This window comes from Micromonospora sp. NBC_00389, from assembly GCF_036059255.1.
Lineage (GTDB): Bacteria > Actinomycetota > Actinomycetes > Mycobacteriales > Micromonosporaceae > Micromonospora.
The window spans coordinates 1,161,148-1,176,663 of the sequence record NZ_CP107947.1 but is presented as its reverse complement, the minus strand read 5'-3'; the positions used below and the strand labels follow the sequence as shown (position 1 = coordinate 1,176,663).

The window sequence follows — 15,516 nt, the reverse complement described above, 5'->3', positions numbered from 1 at the left end:
GGAAACAAGCCTGGTTCGTGCCGGCCGGGGCCGCCGGCCGCGTCGAGCTCGTCTTCACGCCCGGAGAGAAGTACGGCCTCATCCTGCGCATCGCCGGAGGTCTACTGCTGCTGTTGGTCATCGCCGCCCTGCTCCCCGCGCGCCGGCATCGACCGTCGTACCCGGTGGTTCCGGCTTCGATGCCGACCGCGCCGGTACTCGCGATCGGTGTTCCGGCGCTGCTCGGTGGCCTGGTCGGTCTCGGTTGCGCCGTCGTGGTCGTGGCACTGCACCGGCGCCGGATGCCCAGGCCCGGGTGGATCTGGGTGCCCGCCGCCCTTGGTCTCGCGGCCTACGGGACGCAGCGGTGGTGGCTGCCGCGGGTCAGCTCGGAACGGGTCGCCGAGCTACTCGTCGCGATCCCGACCGGCCTGCTCCTCGTCGCGATCGCCGCTCTGCTGCTGCGTTTCCGGCGGGTCCGTGGGAAGTACGAGTCGCCTCGGGAGGGCCGGGTGTTCGGCCGGGCCCGCGGTCGCGGCCTGCAGCGCTGGCACCTGCGCCGGCGACCCGACCCGGGACCCGGGCACGACCCTGGGCCCACGTTCGGTGCCCCGTCTCTCCATGAACCGCCGCACTCGTTGCGTCGGCCGCTCGATGAGGAAGTAGCTGGCCGTCGCGACCGGGATGGTGAGGGCCAGGGTGAGCACGAGGAGCACCCAGAACGAACTGTGCATCCGGGTGAATCCGAGCAGGCGGAAGCAGACCTCGAGCGCGAGGAGGTGCCACAGGAAGATGCCGTAGGAGATCCGGCCGAGGAATCTGATCACCGGACGGCCGAGGAGCGCGCGCGGTACCCCGCCCGACCCCGGGCCGACGAGGGGGGCGATCACGAACCAGGCGACGAGCAGGAACACCAGATGTTCGGTGACCGACTCGATCGGCTTGGCGGGCTCGACCCCGCGAGGGCCGGCGATCGGGGTACTGGCGATCCAGAGCAGCGCGCCGGCGATGAGCCACGACGTCCCGGGGGCGAACGTGAAGACGCGCAGCCCGCGCGGCGTGGCAGACCACAGGTCCTCGTCGCCCCGCCCGGGCCGGCTTCCGCCCAGGCCCGGGAGGAACGGGGACGAAATCGTGCTGGAGGGCCACGAGGCGAGCACGGCCAGCATGATGCCGATGCCGAACCAGTCCAGAAAGGCGGGCAGCCAGAGCACCGCGAGTCCCGGTAGTGGCGAGTCGGGACCGTGCGCGTACGCATTCCAGGTGAGGCCGACAAAGACGAGTACAGCACCGAGTGCCAGGTGGCGTCGGGCTCGTCCGAGCGGGGTACGACCGCCCATCCGGCGGCCGAGCACCGCTATCACCGGCAGCGCCAGGTAGAAAGTCGCCTCCGTAGCCAGGCTCCAGGTCTGCTCCATCCCGACCGGCAGTCGCAATGGCTGATAAATCTGTGCCAACAGGAGGGGGATTGCCCAGTCCCAGAGTGACTTGAGGTAATCGATGTTGAGCCAGGTCAGTGCGACAACCGCCATTGCCCAGTACCCGGGCAAAATGCGCAACGCACGATGCCAGAGGTATCTCCGAACTGGCGGGTGTGACTGCGAATGAATGGCGGCGAGTGCGAATGGTCGGTAGAGGAGGAAGCCGGACAGCGCGAAGAAGAGTGCCACCCCCACATCCAGCCTGGCCAGCAGACCTCCGAGGCGGGCGAACGAGTTGGTCAGCCCACTGAGAAAGGAGACGTGGTGGACAACCACCGCGAGCACCGCCACGGCTCGGAGCCCTTCCAATGCGGGCAACCAGCCATCCGAACGGCGGATATTAGGCGCGGACAGGCCCGCCTGTCCGCTGATCGGGTCCGGTCTGACAGCTCGGCTCACAGTTCCTCAACATCCCATTTGATGTAGCAGCCGGACGGCTGCGTCTCACCGGGGTCAGCGCGCCTCGGGAGGCCGCATCGGACCATATCCGAAATCGGCCTCGTCATGTACTGTCAGCCGACTAGTCGAGTCTTTACAAGGGGAGGAGTTACATGCGACCTACGTCGGGTGCCATCTTGGTGGCGGCAGGCACGTTCCTGATCGTCGGGGCCGTGGCGACGCCGCTGATCGTCGCGCCCGCTCTCGTCAAGGTGCCCCTTGACCAGAGTTCGGTAACGGTTTCGGAGGCTCGGAACGCGACTGTCCTTGACTTCAGCACCCTGTCGGAGCGGAGCGGCGCCAACCTGACCGCCCACCGCGCCGTACGAGGCGATGTCGAGGACGGCAACGCCGACCGGGCGGTCTTCAACGTCGGCGTCCGAGTGATCGACGACGCCGGCAAGGAGATCACGGTCAGTACGGACCGGGTTGCCCTCGACCGGCGGACCGCGGAGGCGGTCGCCTGCTGTGCCGAGGACATCAACGGCGCGCACTTCAAGCACGAGGGCCTGACCTACACCTTCCCGTTCGGCACCGAGAAGAAGACCTACCAGTACTTCGACAACACCGCTCGGAAGGCGTACCCCGCCAAGTACGTGAGCACCGAGAAGCTGCAGGGGTTGACCGTCTACAAGTTCGAGATGACGGTCGAGCCGGTCCAGATCAGCGAGATCCAGGTCCCGGGCAACCTGCTCGGATCGACGGAGCCCACGGTGAGCGCGGGCCGCTTCTACGCCAATACCCGCACCCTGTGGGTGGAACCCGACAGTGGCGTGATCGTCAAGGGCCAGGAGAAGCAGCTGCAGACCCTCCGCGACGGGGCTGGCGCGGACAAGATCAAGATCATCGACGCTGACCTCGCCTTCACCGAGGACACCCAGAAGCAGCAGGCCAAGGCTGCCAAGGACGCGCGTGATCAGATCAACCTGCTGACCACGGTGGTGCCGATCCTGCTTGGTCTCCTCGGCCTCGCCCTGGTGATGCTCGGTCTGTTCATCGTCATCCGCGCGACTCGCCGCGGGCCCGACGAGGCACCGGCGGCGACCGACGACCGACCGACGACCGACCTGCCGTCGCAGGCGTCCTCGGAGCCGGTCGGGGAGCCCACGGTGCCGGCTGGCGGGCGCCACGCTGTGGAGCGCAGCGAGCCGTAACACCACCGCACCGACCTGACCGGGCCGGCCGACCCTAGGGGTCGGCCGGCCCGGTCATTTGCCAGGTCGCCGGAGGTGGTCCGGCGGGTCGGCTAGGCGCGCCGCACCGCGTAACGGGTGCACACCCAGTCCTCGGTGTACGGCAGATCGGGCCGCTGCCCGACGATGTCCCCGCCGTTTGCGGCCACCAGCCGGACCATGTCGGCGTGCGGCACGGCCGTCATGCTCATCGGCGCCGGATAGTTGAGCAGTCGGCGCTGTGCCCAGCTGATCAGGCGGAACGGCACGACCTGCCAGATGAGGCCCTTGGCCGTACGCGCCGGCTCGGTCGGCAACCCCACGACCGCGATGCCGCCGGGCCGCAGGACCCGCAGGAACTCGGCCAGGTAGCGGTCGATCACCGGGCGGGGCAGGTGCTGCAACACCAGGGCGCTGTAGACCAGGTCGAAGTGACCGTCGGGAAACTGGCTCAGGTCCGGCGCGTCGTTGAGGACGAACCGGATGTTTCCGGCGCTCCGGTCCAGTCGGCGGGCGGTTTCCAGCATGGACGGAGCGATGTCGACGCCGACCACCTCGTCGGCGTGCGGGGCGAGCCCCTGCGACAGCCGCCCGGCGCCGCAGCCGAAGTCCAGCGCCCGCTCCCAGCGGGTCGGCAGGCCGAGTTCGCTCAGCCAGCCAGCCGTCTCCTCGACGTCGGCGCGGCCGGTGGCCAGGAACTCCTCGACGTCCCACCGTCCGCCGCGTTTGCCGGGCTGAACGAGGACGGCCCAGAGCGGATCCTCGGTGCCCAGCTTGGTCCAGTCGCGCCGCACGTCGTTCAGATTCACGCCGAAACCCTAGGGCATCCGGGCGTCCACCGGGATCGACCGGTTCCCGGCTCGCCTGGATGTTCGGGCGGAGCGGGGTGAGCCGAACGGCTCTCCACGACCTGCGTACTTTACATCCGTTATCTAATTGTAATTCGTCGATGCTCTGCCACTCTCTGCTGTTGCGGCGCAGCTATATGCCGGCTTTGTTGACACTCAGGGCTTCTGTCCGTACGGCAAGTTCCACGTTTCGTGACGCCACCCTGATCGTGGGTCGCACTCGTGTTACCGCCGGGTAATCGAGGGGTTGTGAGCCACGCCGCAACGGGTGCACGATCAGGCTCGATCGTTACCCGCCGGTAACAGATGACGGGCCCGGTGCTGGGGCCGCCAGTTCGGGACCGGCCACCTGAGGAGGAACCCGTGCAGGATCGGTTTGACAATCAGGGTCGTACCCGGTGGCGTCGGTTCGCCGCCATGGCGGTGCCCGCCACCGCCGCCGTCGGCGCCATCCTGTTCGGCATGTCGACCGGAGCCATCGCGTCCGACGTCACCGTGTCCGGGCAGACGTTCAAGATCGGCGCGGACCGCCTTGAGGGCGACGGCTTCAAGCAGTACGGCGGCATCGTCCGGGAGAAGGGCGAGGACGGCAAGGTCCACCCGATGGCCCTCGCCGAGATCAGCAGCGCCGAGCTGTACAGCCTCTGCCAGTCCGTCCGCTCCGACCTGCCCGGCCTGCCGGTGGTGCTCACCATCAACGCCGGTGAGGGCAAGGAGCCCGCCCGGGCCAAGGACCTGCTGATCGCGATGGACTCGCTCGACGGTAACGCGACGTTCACCAACATCAAGATTGGCCGGGACGCGACCGACCTGAACGCGACGGCGCAGAAGGGTTCGTTCGGCCAGAACTCCGACCACGTCACCATCACCAACCTCCAGCAGGTGTCCCGGTACACCACGGCGGCCACCTTCAACCTCGTCGGCCTCCGGTTGAAGGTCAACGTGGGCGACGACGCCAAGGGCAAGGAGTGCTTCTGAGGTGAGTCGTGGCCCGCGGTGGCAGACCACCGCGGGCCACGACCCTGTCCCCGACCCCGCTCCGCCAGGAGGAGTACGTGACAACCGCCAACCCGTCCCACGCCCGGCCCGGCGGTACGGCCCAGGTGTGGCGGACCTTCCGCCGCTGGCAGCGGAGCCGACCGTTCTGGGGTGGCCTCCTCACCGCCCTGGCCGGGGTGGAGATGTTCGCCTCCACCCGGATGACGCTCAACGGCCTGAGCTTCTCCAGTGGAGCTACCGGCCTGCTCTCGCTGCTGATCCCGGCAATCCTGGTGACCTGCGGCCTGCTGCTCTGGCTCAGCCCGGCACAGCGGCTGTTCTACTCGGTTGTCGCGGCGGTCACCGCGGTCTACTCGCTGATCGGGCTCAACCTCGGCGGCTTCTTCGTCGGCCTGCTGCTCGGCATGGTGGGCAGCGCGCTCGCCTTCGCCTGGACGCCGATCCGACCCGCGCCGAGCGCCGCTGAACTGTCCGACGCAGAGCAGGCTGGCGCGGAGCAGGCCGATGAGGATCAGCCCCACGCGGAGCAGCACGGAACCGAACAGCACGGAACCGAGCCGGACGGAGCCGAGCAGGCCGGAACCGACCAGGCCGGCGTCGAGCGGGTCGACACGGAGCGGATCGAATCGGAGCCGTCCGGCGCGGTCGCCGAACGGGTGGGTCACCCGGCGGGCGACGCGACCGACGCGGGCGCACCGCCCGAGTGGCCGGGACGTTCCGCTGATCCGCGGGCGTTCGGAGTCGCCCTGGTGGTGCTCGGCCTCGCCGCGGCCGGACTGGCCACCCAGCCCCGGGCGGTGCAGGCCGCCCCGAACCGGCCCACCGTGACCGCCTGTCCGACCCCGCCCCGGGTCGTCACTCCGACTCCCAGTCCCAGTGCGCCCACCTCGACGCCGACGGCGAGCCCGAGCCCGACGCGGAGCGGCAACGTGATCACCGACATTTTGGACGGGATCGGTGACCTGCTCACCGGTGGCCGCCGCAAGGAGACCGCGACGCCGTCGGCGAGCCCTACCGCCACGCCCTCGGCGCAGCCGACCAGCACTCCGACGCCCCGCCCCGGATCCGCCGCCTGCCCGTCCCCGACGCGGCCGGGCAGTCCGGGCACGGCGGCACCGGGCAAGGCGGAGCCGGGCAAGCCGTTGCCGCGCATTGCCGCCGACCCGACCCTGCCGAAGGTGGCCCAGATGCCGTCCAAGCTCACCGGCTCCAAGGTCACCATGACCGGGCTGCGGTTCGACGGGACCACCGAGCTGCAGACCGAGAAGGGCAACCTCAAGGTGCTGAAGTTCAGCATGCGGGAGGCGGTGACCGACGACTTCCTGCTCCGCGCGGACGGCCCCGACGGGCGCAACCAGCTGTACAAGACCGACCGGCTGACCGTCCGTGGTGACGTGGCCTTCTACTCCACCCGGTTCGTCGGCCGGCTGCTCGGCATCAAGATCACTCTGACTCCGGACCTGCCGTTGCCGGACGGCATCCCGGTCACCCTGCCGATCTCGATCACGTTCACCGACCCCGTCATGGACCTGGCGTACGTCACCAGCGACACGCTGACCGCCCGGCCGTCGTTGGCACTGACCCTCGGCTGAGCGGCACACCCGTCACCACGGCTCCGGGTGCCAGCGGACCTGTCGTACCGCCGGCACCCGGAGCCGTCACCGGCTCAGAGCCGGGCCAGCGCCTGGCGCAGCGGGTCGAGGCCCAGCGCACCCAGATCCAACGCCTGCCGGTGGAACTCCCGCAGGTCGAAGTCGGCGCCCTTGCGGGCCTTGGCGTCCTCGCGGGCCTGGAGCCAGATCCGCTCACCGACCTTGTACGACGGGGCCTGCCCCGGCCAACCCAGGTAGCGGTTCAGCTCGAACCGCAGGTTCTCGTCCGGCACCCGGCAGTGCGCCCGCATGAACTCCCAGCCCAGCTCGGGCGTCCACCGCTCGCCGGGGTGGAAGCCGAACGGGTTGTCCTTCGGGATCTCCAGCTCCAGGTGCATGCCGATGTCGACGATCACCCGCGCCGCGCGCATCGCCTGGCCGTCGAGCATGCCCAGCTTGTCGCCCGGGTCTTCCAGGTAGCCCAGCTCGTCCATCAGCCGCTCCGAGTAGAGCGCCCAGCCCTCGCCGTGCCCGGAGACCCAGCAGAGCAGCCGCTGCCAGCGGTTGAGCAGGTCGGCCCGGACCGCGGTCTGCGCCACCTGAAGGTGGTGACCCGGCACGCCCTCGTGGTAGACCGTGGTCACCTCCCGCCAGGTGGAGAAGTCGGTGATGCCCTGGGGCACCGCCCACCACATCCGGCCCGGGCGGGAGAAGTCCTCGCTCGGCCCGGTGTAGTAGATGGCGCCGTCGCTGGTCGGGGCGAGGCAGCACTCGATCCGGCGGACCTGCTCCGGGATGTCGAAGTGGGTGGCGTGCAGCTCGCTGATCGCCTTGTCGGCGAGCGCCTGCATCCAGTCCCGGAATGCCTCCTTGCCCTGGATGGTCCGCGCCGGGTCGGCGTCCAGGGCGCGTACGGCGTCGTCGACGCTGGCACCGGAACCCGCGATGCGCCCGGCGACGACGCGCATCTCCGCCTCCAGGCGGGCCAGCTCCGCGAAGCCCCAGGCGTACGTCTCGTCCAGGTCGATCTTCGCGCCGAGGAAGTACTGCGAGGCGAGTTCGTAGCGCTCCCGGCCGGCGGCCTGCTTGTCCCGCCCGTGCGGGGCCAACTCGCTACGGAGGAACTGGCCGAACTCCGCGGTCGCCGCGGTGGCCGCCGCCGCGCCCCGGCGTAGCTCCGCGCCGAGCGTGCCGTCCACGCCCAGCCGCTCGATCAGCCCGTGGAAGAAGTTGTCCCCGGTGGGGTCGACCCAGATGTCGCACTGCTTCGCCACCTCGATCAGCTGCACCTTCGAGCTGACCTGGCCGGCGGCGACCGCCTCGCGCAGCGTGGTCTTGTAGCCCTCCAACGCGCTGGGGAAGCCGTTGAGTCGGGCCGCGATGTTGGCCTGCTCGTCGGCCGTCGCGGTTGGCATCAGGTCGAACACCATGCGGATGTCGTGCAGCCCGCTGGCGATCACGTTGACCTCGCTGGTCGCCTCGCCAGCGTCGTACCGGGCCAGGTCCAGGCCGAGCCGTTCCTGCATGGCCTCCTTGGCGGTGCGCTCCGCCTCGGTGGCCGGCTCGGTCACGTCGAGCTCGGTGAGCGTCCGGCGGGTCAGGTCCGCGCGCGCCTGGTAGCCCTCGGGTGACAGGTCGTCGAGTTGGTCGTCGTGGCCGGCGATGCCGACATAGGTCGCGCCGGTTGGGCTCAACGGCGCCCACTCGGCCACGTAACGGTTGGCGAGTTCATCAATTCGTCCCACGCTGCGACCCTACGTGACCAACCCGCCCCGGTGTCGACGACGTTTGTCGTGTTCAGCCAGCAGGCGCGGCAGCACAGTGGTGGTCGCCACGGTGTCCGAAAGTCGCGGGACTTTGTCGTACGACTCCGGCAGAGTGTCAGGGGTGACCGCCGATATCACTCCTGACAAGGCGCCGCTGCGCACCTGGCTGCCGGGATTCGTCGCCCTCGCCGCGATCTGGGGTTCCAGCTTCCTGTTCATCAAGGTCGGCGTGGCGGAGTTGCACCCCGTCCAGCTCACCCTCTACCGGGTCGTCGCCGGCGCGCTGACCCTGCTGGTGGTCCTCGCCGTGTTGCGCGACCGGCTGCCCCGCGAGCCCCGGGTCTGGGCACACCTGAGCGTCGTCGCCGCGTTCGGCGTGGCCGTGCCGTTCACCCTCTTCGGCTATGGCGAGCAGCGCGTCGAGTCGATGCTGGCCGGCATCTGGAACGCCACCACGCCGCTGATCGTGCTGCCGCTGGCGGTGCTGGTCTTCCGCACCGAGCGGCTGACCGTGCGCCGCGCGGTCGGGCTCGGGCTGGGTTTCCTCGGCGTGCTCGTGGTGCTCGGGGTCTGGGAGGGGATCGGCGGGGCGCACTTCATCGGGCAGCTGATGTGCTTCGGCGCGGCCGCCTGCTACGGCGTCGCCATCCCGTACCAGAAGCGGTTCGTCGCGGCCAGCGCGCACTCTGGCCTGTCGCTCTCCGCGGCACAGTTGCTGATCGCCGCCTTGCAACTGGCCATCGTCACCCCGTTCGTGGCGGGCGCGCCGCCCCTACCCACCGACCTTTCGCCGAAGGTGGTGGCCAGCGTGCTGACTCTCGGTGCGCTCGGCACCGGGCTCGCCTTCGTCATCAACATGCGCAACATCCGGGTGGCCGGTGCGAGCACCGCCTCCACCGTCACCTACCTGATCCCGATCTTCGCGGTGCTGATCGGGGCCGTGGCGCTCGACGAGCGGCTCAACTGGCACCAGCCGGTCGGCGCCCTCATCGTGCTGTTGGGGGTCGCGGTCTCGCAGGGCGTGTTCGGTCGGCGTCGACCCCGGCCGGTGATCGGCGTCGGTGCTCCCGCCGCGCCCGCTGCGGAGCCGGCCAGCCGCTGAGGTTCCGCCAGGTGTGGCTCAGGACCGCTCGCCGGTCCAGGCCACGAGTTGTTCCGCCGACCAGGTGTTGACCACCCGGTCGGCAGGGACGCCGCAGCGGGCGGCCCGCTCGCAGCCGAACCGCTGCCAGTCGAGCTGGCCCGGCGCGTGCGCGTCCGTGTTGATCGCGAACCGGCAGCCGGCCTCCAGGGCACGGCGGATCAGCCGCTTCGGTGGGTCCTGCCGCTCCGGTCGGGAGTTGATCTCGACGGCGGTGTCGTGCTCCGCGCAGGCGGCGAAGACCGCGTCCGCGTCGAAGTCGCTCTCCGCCCTGGTCCGAACCCGGTGCGCCCGGTCGCCGGGACCGGTCACCCCGGCGGGGCGGGACGACACCATCCGGCCGGTGCAGTGCCCGAGGATGTCCAGGTGCGGGTTGGCGACCGCGGTCAGCATCCGCCGGGTCATCTTCGCCCGCTCGTCGTTCAGGCCGCTGTGCACCGAGCCGACCACCACGTCCAGCCGGGCCAGCAGCTCCTCGTCCTGGTCCAGCGAGCCGTCGGCGAGGATGTCCACCTCGATCCCGGTCAGGATCCGAAAACCCTCCGGCAGCGCCGCGTTGACCTTCGCCACATGGTCGAGCTGGCTGCGCAGCCGGTCGGCAGTCAGCCCGCGGGCCACCTTCAGCCGGGGCGAGTGGTCGGTCAGCACCAGGTACTCGTGGCCCATCTCGACCGCGGCCAGCGCCATCTCCTCGATCGGCGAGCCGCCGTCGGACCAGTCCGAGTGGGTGTGACAGTCGCCGCGCAGGGCGGTGCGCAGCGCCGTCGCCTCGGCGTCCAGGTCACTGCCCTCGGTCGCCACCAGCCGGCGTAGGTAGACCGGCTCCTCGCCGGCCAGCGACTCCGCCACGCAGCGGGCCGTGACGTCACCGACCCCGGCCAGTTCGGTGAGCGTGCCGTTGCCGGCCCGCTCGGCCACCTCGGCCGCCGGCAGGCCGGCCAGCGCCTTCGCCGCCGACCGGAAGGCCCGCACCCGGTAGGTGGCCTCGTTCGCCCGCTCCAGCAGGAAAGCGATCCGGCGCAGGTCGGCGATGGGGTCCCGGGCCTTCATCCCACCGAACCTAGTTGGTACGGGGTCCGTCAGGGAGCCTTCGGACAGCCGTGTTTGCGCTGCCACGCGGTCACCTCGGCGGCCGGCTCGCGATTGCCACCGCGCCGCCAGGAGTCCAGGTAGCGCGCCGGCCACAGGACCCCACGCCGGATCCACCAGCCGTCCTTGCCGGTACACGGCGGCGAGATGCCGAAGTGCACGTGGCAGACGTTGTTCGCGTTGCCGGTGCGGCCCACCTTGCCGAGCTGCTGCCCGGCACGGACCCGGACCCCGGCGTCGATGCCGGTGGCCACGACGCTCAGGTGCGAGCCGTAGTAGCGCACCCCGTCGTCGCCGAGCAGGGCGACCGACAGGCCCCCGTTGTCCGGACCCTGCGGCCCGCGCTTGTCGTACCGGTCGGTGCGACTCGCCTCCAGCACCGTCCCGTCGGTCACCGCCACGAACGGCTCACCACAGTCGGCGAAGAGGTCCGTCGCCGGGTACGCCCCATGCGTCGGGTGATAGGCGACGTCGTCGGCGCGTACCGGGAAGACGTGCCGCAGCCCGACGCGGGGTGCCGTCGCCGACGGCCCGGCCGAGGACGGCGCCGGGGCGGCCGGGCCGGTCGCCGTTGGCGTCGCCCCCGGCTGGTCGCCGGTGGCCCAGACCGCCGGCGTCGTCGGCGCGCCGCCGTCCGGTGGCACCCCCGGCCGGGTGGTCGCGCAGCCGGCGGCCAGCACCGGGGCGAGCAGCAGCAGGATCGGGTACGCCGGACGCGCGCGGCGGATCGTCGGCGAGGGCATCCGGTCATCCTGGCAGACCGGTACCGTGGGCACGAATGACGCACATGAGGGGAGGGCAGCGACGGTGACCATCGCCCGGCCCGACCCCGACCCGGGTCCCGGCTTCGCCGCACGCCCAGTGTCGCGTACCCCCTCGGGGCTCTTTCCGTCCGGGCCGCCGACCCGCCCCACCTACCGCGAACCGCACCCGGTCACCGGCGGCGGTGTCGCCGCTGGCGGCGGCGCGGCGGCCGGCTGGCTGCTGCTGTTCGGCCTGCTCGGCACCGACGTGGCCAGCTATGCGTGGTGGACGGTGGTGGCCGGCCTGCTGGCCTGGCTGACGGCCCTGGTGCTGGTCCGCTTCGGCGACCGCGGGGTGGCCACCGGGGTGGCCATCGTCACCGCCGGTGGCTGGAGCATCGCCGCCGCCGTGGTGGCGGTCCGCTGGGCGACCGGGGGCGACTGGCCGCTCTGGTGAACCGGTCCGGGCCTGCCCCAGATCGGGTGCCGGTGACTGCGGCGTGTGCCCGGTTGGCTGCGTAGCGAACGCCGTCTTGACGTGGCCGCCGAGACTCGGCACGCTCGGCACTATGGCCTGGACCACCTCGCGGCAGGACCCCGATCGAAGCCGCCGCCGCCTGCAGCTGCTCGCCGAGTTGGCGGGGGCCCGGGCGGTACGCCAGCGCACCCGGCCAAATCGGCTACGTACCGAGCGTCTGCGCCAACTCATCGCCACCCGCCGTCGGGTAGCCGGCTGATCCGACTTTGTCAGGAATGACCGGCCCTTCGGGGCGTTGACCGGTCGCCTGCCGACCTGACCGGCTAACGTGCACGCGTAACGAGTCGGCGCTGTGCCGAGGGCTATTGGGGGGACCGTGTCGTACTTCGCTGCGGCCGTTGTGCGCGACGACAGTGGCTGGACCGCCGCCGAGGTCAGCCTGCGTGGCGCCACCGACATCGACGAGGTCGCCGACCGGCTGCGCGATGTCGACCAGGAGGCCGACGTGTCGCTGCTCTTCGTCGAGGCGGATGACGCGTACCTGGTGATCCTGCGCCTCGACGAGGGCGAGGACCTGCGGGTGTTCGGGTCGGATTCCGCGTACGCCGAGGAGTCTCAGCTGGGTGCGCTGCTGGTCGGCGACCTGAAGACCTCGGTCACCGGGCTCGACGACGTCGACGAGCCACGCCCGGCGGCCAGTGGCGACGAGGAGAGTGAGCAGCCCGTCGTCGACCCGGAGGCCGATCCGGTGGGCGACGCCGACCTGCTGGCCAACCTGGGCATCTCCGCGCAGAGGCTGCTGACCCTGTGCTCGCACGAGGGGATGATGCCGGCCGACGTCACCGCCGAGATCTGCCTGGTGCTCGGCTGTGTCGACCAGGTCGAGGAGTTGCGTGAGGTCTGATCCCGCCGGATCCGGGTCGGGCGGGACGGTGCCGGTGGGCGGCGCGGAGCCGGCCGACGCCACCGATCCTCTGCTAGAGACGATCCGTCCCGGGCAGCCGACCCCGGGCACGGTAGGTCGCGCTGGACCGGGCGCCCACGAGGGTCTGGCCGACCCGGGCGAGGTCGGCCGGCGCCAGCGGCACGAGCTGTGGATGCGCCGTGCCCTGGAGGTCGCTGTCACCGGTCCGGCCGTCGACGACGCGGGTGCCGTCGACGTGGACGATGTGCCGGTGGGCGCGGTGCTCTACGGCCCGGACGGCACCGAGTTGGCGATCGGGCGCAACGAGCGGGAGCTGACCGGCGACCCCACCGCGCATGCCGAGGTGTTGGCACTGCGCCGGGGTGCCGAGCGGGCCGGCCGGTGGCGGCTGGACGACTGCACCCTGGTGGTCACCCTGGAGCCGTGCACCATGTGTGCGGGGGCGCTGGTGCTGGCCCGGGTCTCCACCGTCGTCTTCGGCGCCTGGGAGCCGAAGACCGGCGCGGCCGGTTCGCTCTGGGACGTGCTGCGCGACCGTCGCCTCAACCACCGCCCGGAGGTCTACGGCGGTGTGCTGGAGGCCGAGACCGCGGCCGTCCTGCGCGCCTTCTTCCGCTGACCCGCCGGGCAGACTCAGGCCGGGGTGCTGCTCGGCATCCTGGTCACCGCTGGCTACGCCCTCTGGCGGCAGTGGCCGACCGTGGTGCCGGTCTGGGCGATGGCCGGCGGCGTTGGGGGCGACCCTGCTAATCGGCGGTCTGGCCGGCCTGTACCCGGCCGTCCGCGCCGCCCGGCTCGCCCCCACCGAGGCGCTGGGAGTCTCGCCGGCCCGGGCCGCCGGTTCCTTCGGGTGCGTCTGTTGTTGCCACGACGGCAGACGCACCTGAAGGCGTTGCCGGAGCGCGTCAGGCGGTGGGGCGGAGCAGGGTGGTGGCCACCGCCCGGGCAGCCTCGGTCCACGGCGTGGGCCGCAGCGTCGCCGGGTCGAGGCGGACGATCGCCCGCCGTCCCTCGGCGTGCACCGTGTCGCCGTCGACGGAGCGGAACTGGAAGGCGTACTCGGCGCTGCTGGTGCCGAAGTGTTCGAGCCAGAAGTGCACCGCCACCGGGCCGGTGGCGGCGATCGGCGTCCGATAGGTGATGGTGAACTCGCGGACCGCGTGGAACAAGTCAGGCGGGGTGGCGCTGCCCCGGTAGGCCAGCCCTCGCTCGGTCCAGTATGGAGTCAGGGCCCGTTCCAGCAGCACCGCGTACCGCGCGTTGTGCAGGATGCCCATCGCGTCGAGGTCGTCGAAGTGCACCGTGACGTGCTCGACGTGCCCGAACTGGACGGTGGGCTGGTCGGCGACGGCGTTGGTCATGAGGGGCCTTCCGTTAACAGGGACGGTCGGGGGCAGAGCGCCCGCAGGCGGTCCAGCAGGCCGGCGCGGGCGTGCCGGTAGGTGGCGTCCGGGTCGAGCAGCCGGGATTTCATCGCGGCTGCCATCCCGAGCGCGTCGATTTCGTACGCCAGCTGCGGGACGTCCAGGTCGGCGGGGAGTTCGCCGGCGTCGACCGCCTGCTGGACGAGGCGTTCGAGGTATGCGGTCCACTGGCTGTGCGTCTCGGCGAGCCGGTCTCGGACCGGGCCGGGGCGGGCGTTGAACTCGAACTGGGTGTTGGCGAAGAAGCAGCCACCGGGCAGCACCCGGGTGGCGTAGAAGTCGAGCCGCGCGTCGTGCAGGGCGCGGAGCCGCCGTACGCCCCGCGGGGCGAGGTGCGCCGGCGCGACGACCCGCTCCTGCCAGAGCGTCACGGCGCGGTCGATCGCCGCGAGCTGTAGCGCCTCCTTCGACCGCCAGTGCGCGAAGAGGCCCGACTTGCTCACCCCGAGCGTGTCGGCGAGCTGGGCGAGACTGAGCCCGTCCAGGCCGGCCTGGGTGGCGAGCGCCACGGCCGCGTCCAGCGCGGCGTTCCGGGTGCGTTCGCCCCGGGCGAGGCGTCCGTCGACGGTCATGCGGATACCGTAACGAACCAGCACGACCGGTCGTATTGTTTTTCGGGTGACCATCGTCACCCGACCTCGCCCCAACACCACGCCGCCCCGCCGTCTGGATGGACGGCGGGGCGGAGGCGTACGCCGAAGGGTCAGGCGATGATGGTGTCGAGGGCGATCTCGACCATCTGGCTGAAGGTCTGCTCACGCTCCTCGGAGGTGGTCTTCTCGCCGGTCTTGATGTGGTCGCTGACGGTCAGCACGGTCAGCGCGCGGGCCTTGAACCGGGCGGCGATCGTGTAGAGCGCAGCGGACTCCATCTCCACCGCCAGCACGCCGTAGTCGGCGAGGGTGTCGTAGAGATCCGGCCGGTCGGTGTAGAAGGCGTCCGCAGCCAGGATCGGCCCGACGTGCATGGTGATGCCGCGCCGCTCGGCCACCTCGACCGAGGTACGCAGCAGCCCGAAGTCGGCCACCGGCGCGTAGTCGATCAACCCGTCGAAGCGCATCCGGTTCATGTTCGAGTCGGTGGACGACCCGATCGCGGCGACCACGTCGCGCAACTGGAGGTCGGTGCTGAGGGCACCGCAGGAGCCGACCCGGATCAGCGTCTTCACGCCGTACTCGTTGATCAGTTCGTGGGCGTAGATGGAGGCCGACGGCATGCCCATGCCGGAGCCCTGGACGGAGACCTCGACGCCGTTCCAGCGGCCGGTGAAGCCCAACATGCCCCGGACCGTCGAGTAGCAGGTCGCGCCCTCGAGGTAGGTCTCCGCGATCCACTTGGCCCGCAGCGGGTCACCCGGCATCAGGACCCGCTCGGCGATCTCGCCCGGCTTCGCGCCGATGTGCGTACTCATGGCAAAGATCCTGCCAGGCCGACTCGGGCG

General features: G+C 71.0%; 15 protein-coding genes and 2 pseudogenes. 9 read left to right on the top strand and 8 right to left on the bottom strand.

Going from position 1 to position 15,516, the window contains the following annotated elements:
• Positions 1–386: 386 nt before the first annotated feature.
• Positions 387–1,736 carry an acyltransferase family protein gene (locus OG470_RS37155; protein ID WP_442931180.1) on the bottom strand — a complete coding sequence of 450 codons (1,350 nt, stop codon included), beginning with the start codon at positions 1,734–1,736 and terminating at the stop codon, positions 387–389.
• 275 nt (positions 1,737–2,011) lie between these two features.
• On the opposite strand from OG470_RS37155, the gene OG470_RS05580 reads away from it, so the two are divergent.
• On the top strand, positions 2,012–3,052 hold the full coding sequence (locus OG470_RS05580) for a DUF3068 domain-containing protein (protein WP_328421438.1): 1,041 nt from the start codon (positions 2,012–2,014) through the stop codon (positions 3,050–3,052).
• 92 nt (positions 3,053–3,144) lie between these two features.
• Here OG470_RS05580 and OG470_RS05575 read toward each other — a convergent pair whose 3' ends face one another.
• On the bottom strand, positions 3,145–3,879 hold the full coding sequence (locus OG470_RS05575; RefSeq protein WP_328421436.1) for a class I SAM-dependent methyltransferase: 735 nt from the start codon (positions 3,877–3,879) through the stop codon (positions 3,145–3,147).
• 402 nt (positions 3,880–4,281) lie between these two features.
• Here OG470_RS05575 and OG470_RS05570 point away from each other — a divergent pair, with 402 nt between their 5' ends.
• Both OG470_RS05570 and OG470_RS05565 read left to right on the top strand, forming a co-directional pair.
• Positions 4,282–4,896, top strand: a complete 615-nt coding sequence (locus OG470_RS05570) for a DUF6230 family protein (RefSeq protein WP_328421434.1) — start codon at positions 4,282–4,284, stop codon at positions 4,894–4,896.
• Positions 4,897–4,973: 77 nt separating this feature from the next.
• Positions 4,974–6,509, top strand: a complete 1,536-nt coding sequence (locus OG470_RS05565; RefSeq protein WP_328421432.1) for a DUF6114 domain-containing protein — start codon at positions 4,974–4,976, stop codon at positions 6,507–6,509.
• Positions 6,510–6,583: 74 nt separating this feature from the next.
• Here the strand turns inward: OG470_RS05565 and OG470_RS05560 are convergent, their stop codons facing one another.
• Positions 6,584–8,254, bottom strand: a complete 1,671-nt coding sequence (locus OG470_RS05560) for a DUF885 domain-containing protein (RefSeq protein WP_328421430.1) — start codon at positions 8,252–8,254, stop codon at positions 6,584–6,586.
• 142 nt (positions 8,255–8,396) lie between these two features.
• Here OG470_RS05560 and OG470_RS05555 point away from each other — a divergent pair.
• A pseudogene (locus tag OG470_RS05555) lies at positions 8,397–9,513 on the top strand (DMT family transporter); the annotation flags it as partial.
• On the opposite strand, the gene OG470_RS05550 reads toward OG470_RS05555, so the two are convergent.
• Positions 9,396–10,466 carry a PHP domain-containing protein gene (locus OG470_RS05550; RefSeq protein WP_328421428.1) on the bottom strand — a complete coding sequence of 357 codons (1,071 nt, stop codon included), beginning with the start codon at positions 10,464–10,466 and terminating at the stop codon, positions 9,396–9,398. The pseudogene OG470_RS05555 and the gene OG470_RS05550 sit on opposite strands and share 118 nt — an antisense overlap.
• 29 nt (positions 10,467–10,495) lie before the next feature.
• Entirely contained in the window at positions 10,496–11,248 is a 753-nt protein-coding gene (locus OG470_RS05545) for a M23 family metallopeptidase (protein ID WP_328421426.1), read from the bottom strand.
• A 64-nt stretch (positions 11,249–11,312) separates the two neighbouring features.
• Between OG470_RS05545 and OG470_RS05540 the strand changes: the two genes are divergently transcribed.
• The 5 genes and pseudogenes from OG470_RS05540 to OG470_RS05520 form a co-directional block, all read left to right on the top strand.
• Complete coding sequence (locus tag OG470_RS05540; protein ID WP_386992580.1) at positions 11,313–11,705, top strand: hypothetical protein; 393 nt, start codon at positions 11,313–11,315, stop codon at positions 11,703–11,705.
• Between the two features lie 112 nt (positions 11,706–11,817).
• Positions 11,818–11,985, top strand: a complete 168-nt coding sequence (locus OG470_RS05535; RefSeq protein ID WP_328421424.1) for a hypothetical protein — start codon at positions 11,818–11,820, stop codon at positions 11,983–11,985.
• Between the two features lie 117 nt (positions 11,986–12,102).
• Entirely contained in the window at positions 12,103–12,630 is a 528-nt protein-coding gene (locus OG470_RS05530) for a tRNA adenosine deaminase-associated protein (RefSeq protein WP_328421422.1), read from the top strand.
• A gap of 193 nt (positions 12,631–12,823) precedes the next feature.
• Positions 12,824–13,270: a nucleoside deaminase gene (locus OG470_RS05525; protein ID WP_328426144.1), complete on the top strand. Its 447-nt coding sequence runs from the start codon at positions 12,824–12,826 to the stop codon at positions 13,268–13,270.
• 21 nt (positions 13,271–13,291) lie between these two features.
• Positions 13,292–13,475 (top strand): annotated as a pseudogene (locus OG470_RS05520) (ABC transporter permease); the annotation flags it as partial.
• A gap of 81 nt (positions 13,476–13,556) precedes the next feature.
• Here OG470_RS05520 and OG470_RS05515 read toward each other — a convergent pair.
• From OG470_RS05515 to deoD, 3 genes are all read right to left on the bottom strand, one after another.
• Positions 13,557–14,012 carry an acyl-CoA thioesterase gene (locus OG470_RS05515; RefSeq protein WP_328421420.1) on the bottom strand — a complete coding sequence of 152 codons (456 nt, stop codon included), beginning with the start codon at positions 14,010–14,012 and terminating at the stop codon, positions 13,557–13,559.
• Complete coding sequence (locus tag OG470_RS05510; protein ID WP_328421418.1) at positions 14,009–14,647, bottom strand: TetR/AcrR family transcriptional regulator; 639 nt, start codon at positions 14,645–14,647, stop codon at positions 14,009–14,011. The genes OG470_RS05515 and OG470_RS05510 overlap by 4 nt, the downstream gene beginning before the upstream one ends.
• Positions 14,648–14,778: 131 nt before the next feature.
• A complete protein-coding gene (gene deoD / locus OG470_RS05505; RefSeq protein ID WP_074315244.1) occupies positions 14,779–15,486 on the bottom strand; it encodes a purine-nucleoside phosphorylase in 708 nt (235 codons plus the stop codon).
• Positions 15,487–15,516: the final 30 nt, after the last annotated feature.

Bases quoted from the DNA above. Each gene is read 5' to 3' on its own strand.
- OG470_RS05580 (WP_328421438.1), top strand. From the start codon at position 2,012: ATGCGACCTACGTCGGGTGCCATCTTGGTGGCGGCAGGCACGTTCCTG.
- OG470_RS05550 (WP_328421428.1), bottom strand. From the start codon at position 10,466: ATGAAGGCCCGGGACCCCATCGCCGACCTGCGCCGGATCGCTTTCCTG.
- OG470_RS05545 (WP_328421426.1), bottom strand. From the start codon at position 11,248: ATGCCCTCGCCGACGATCCGCCGCGCGCGTCCGGCGTACCCGATCCTG.
- OG470_RS05535 (WP_328421424.1), top strand. From the start codon at position 11,818: ATGGCCTGGACCACCTCGCGGCAGGACCCCGATCGAAGCCGCCGCCGC.
- OG470_RS05525 (WP_328426144.1), top strand. From the start codon at position 12,824: ATGCGCCGTGCCCTGGAGGTCGCTGTCACCGGTCCGGCCGTCGACGAC.
- OG470_RS05515 (WP_328421420.1), bottom strand. From the start codon at position 14,012: ATGACCAACGCCGTCGCCGACCAGCCCACCGTCCAGTTCGGGCACGTC.
- OG470_RS05510 (WP_328421418.1), bottom strand. From the start codon at position 14,647: ATGACCGTCGACGGACGCCTCGCCCGGGGCGAACGCACCCGGAACGCC.
- deoD (WP_074315244.1), bottom strand. From the start codon at position 15,486: ATGAGTACGCACATCGGCGCGAAGCCGGGCGAGATCGCCGAGCGGGTC.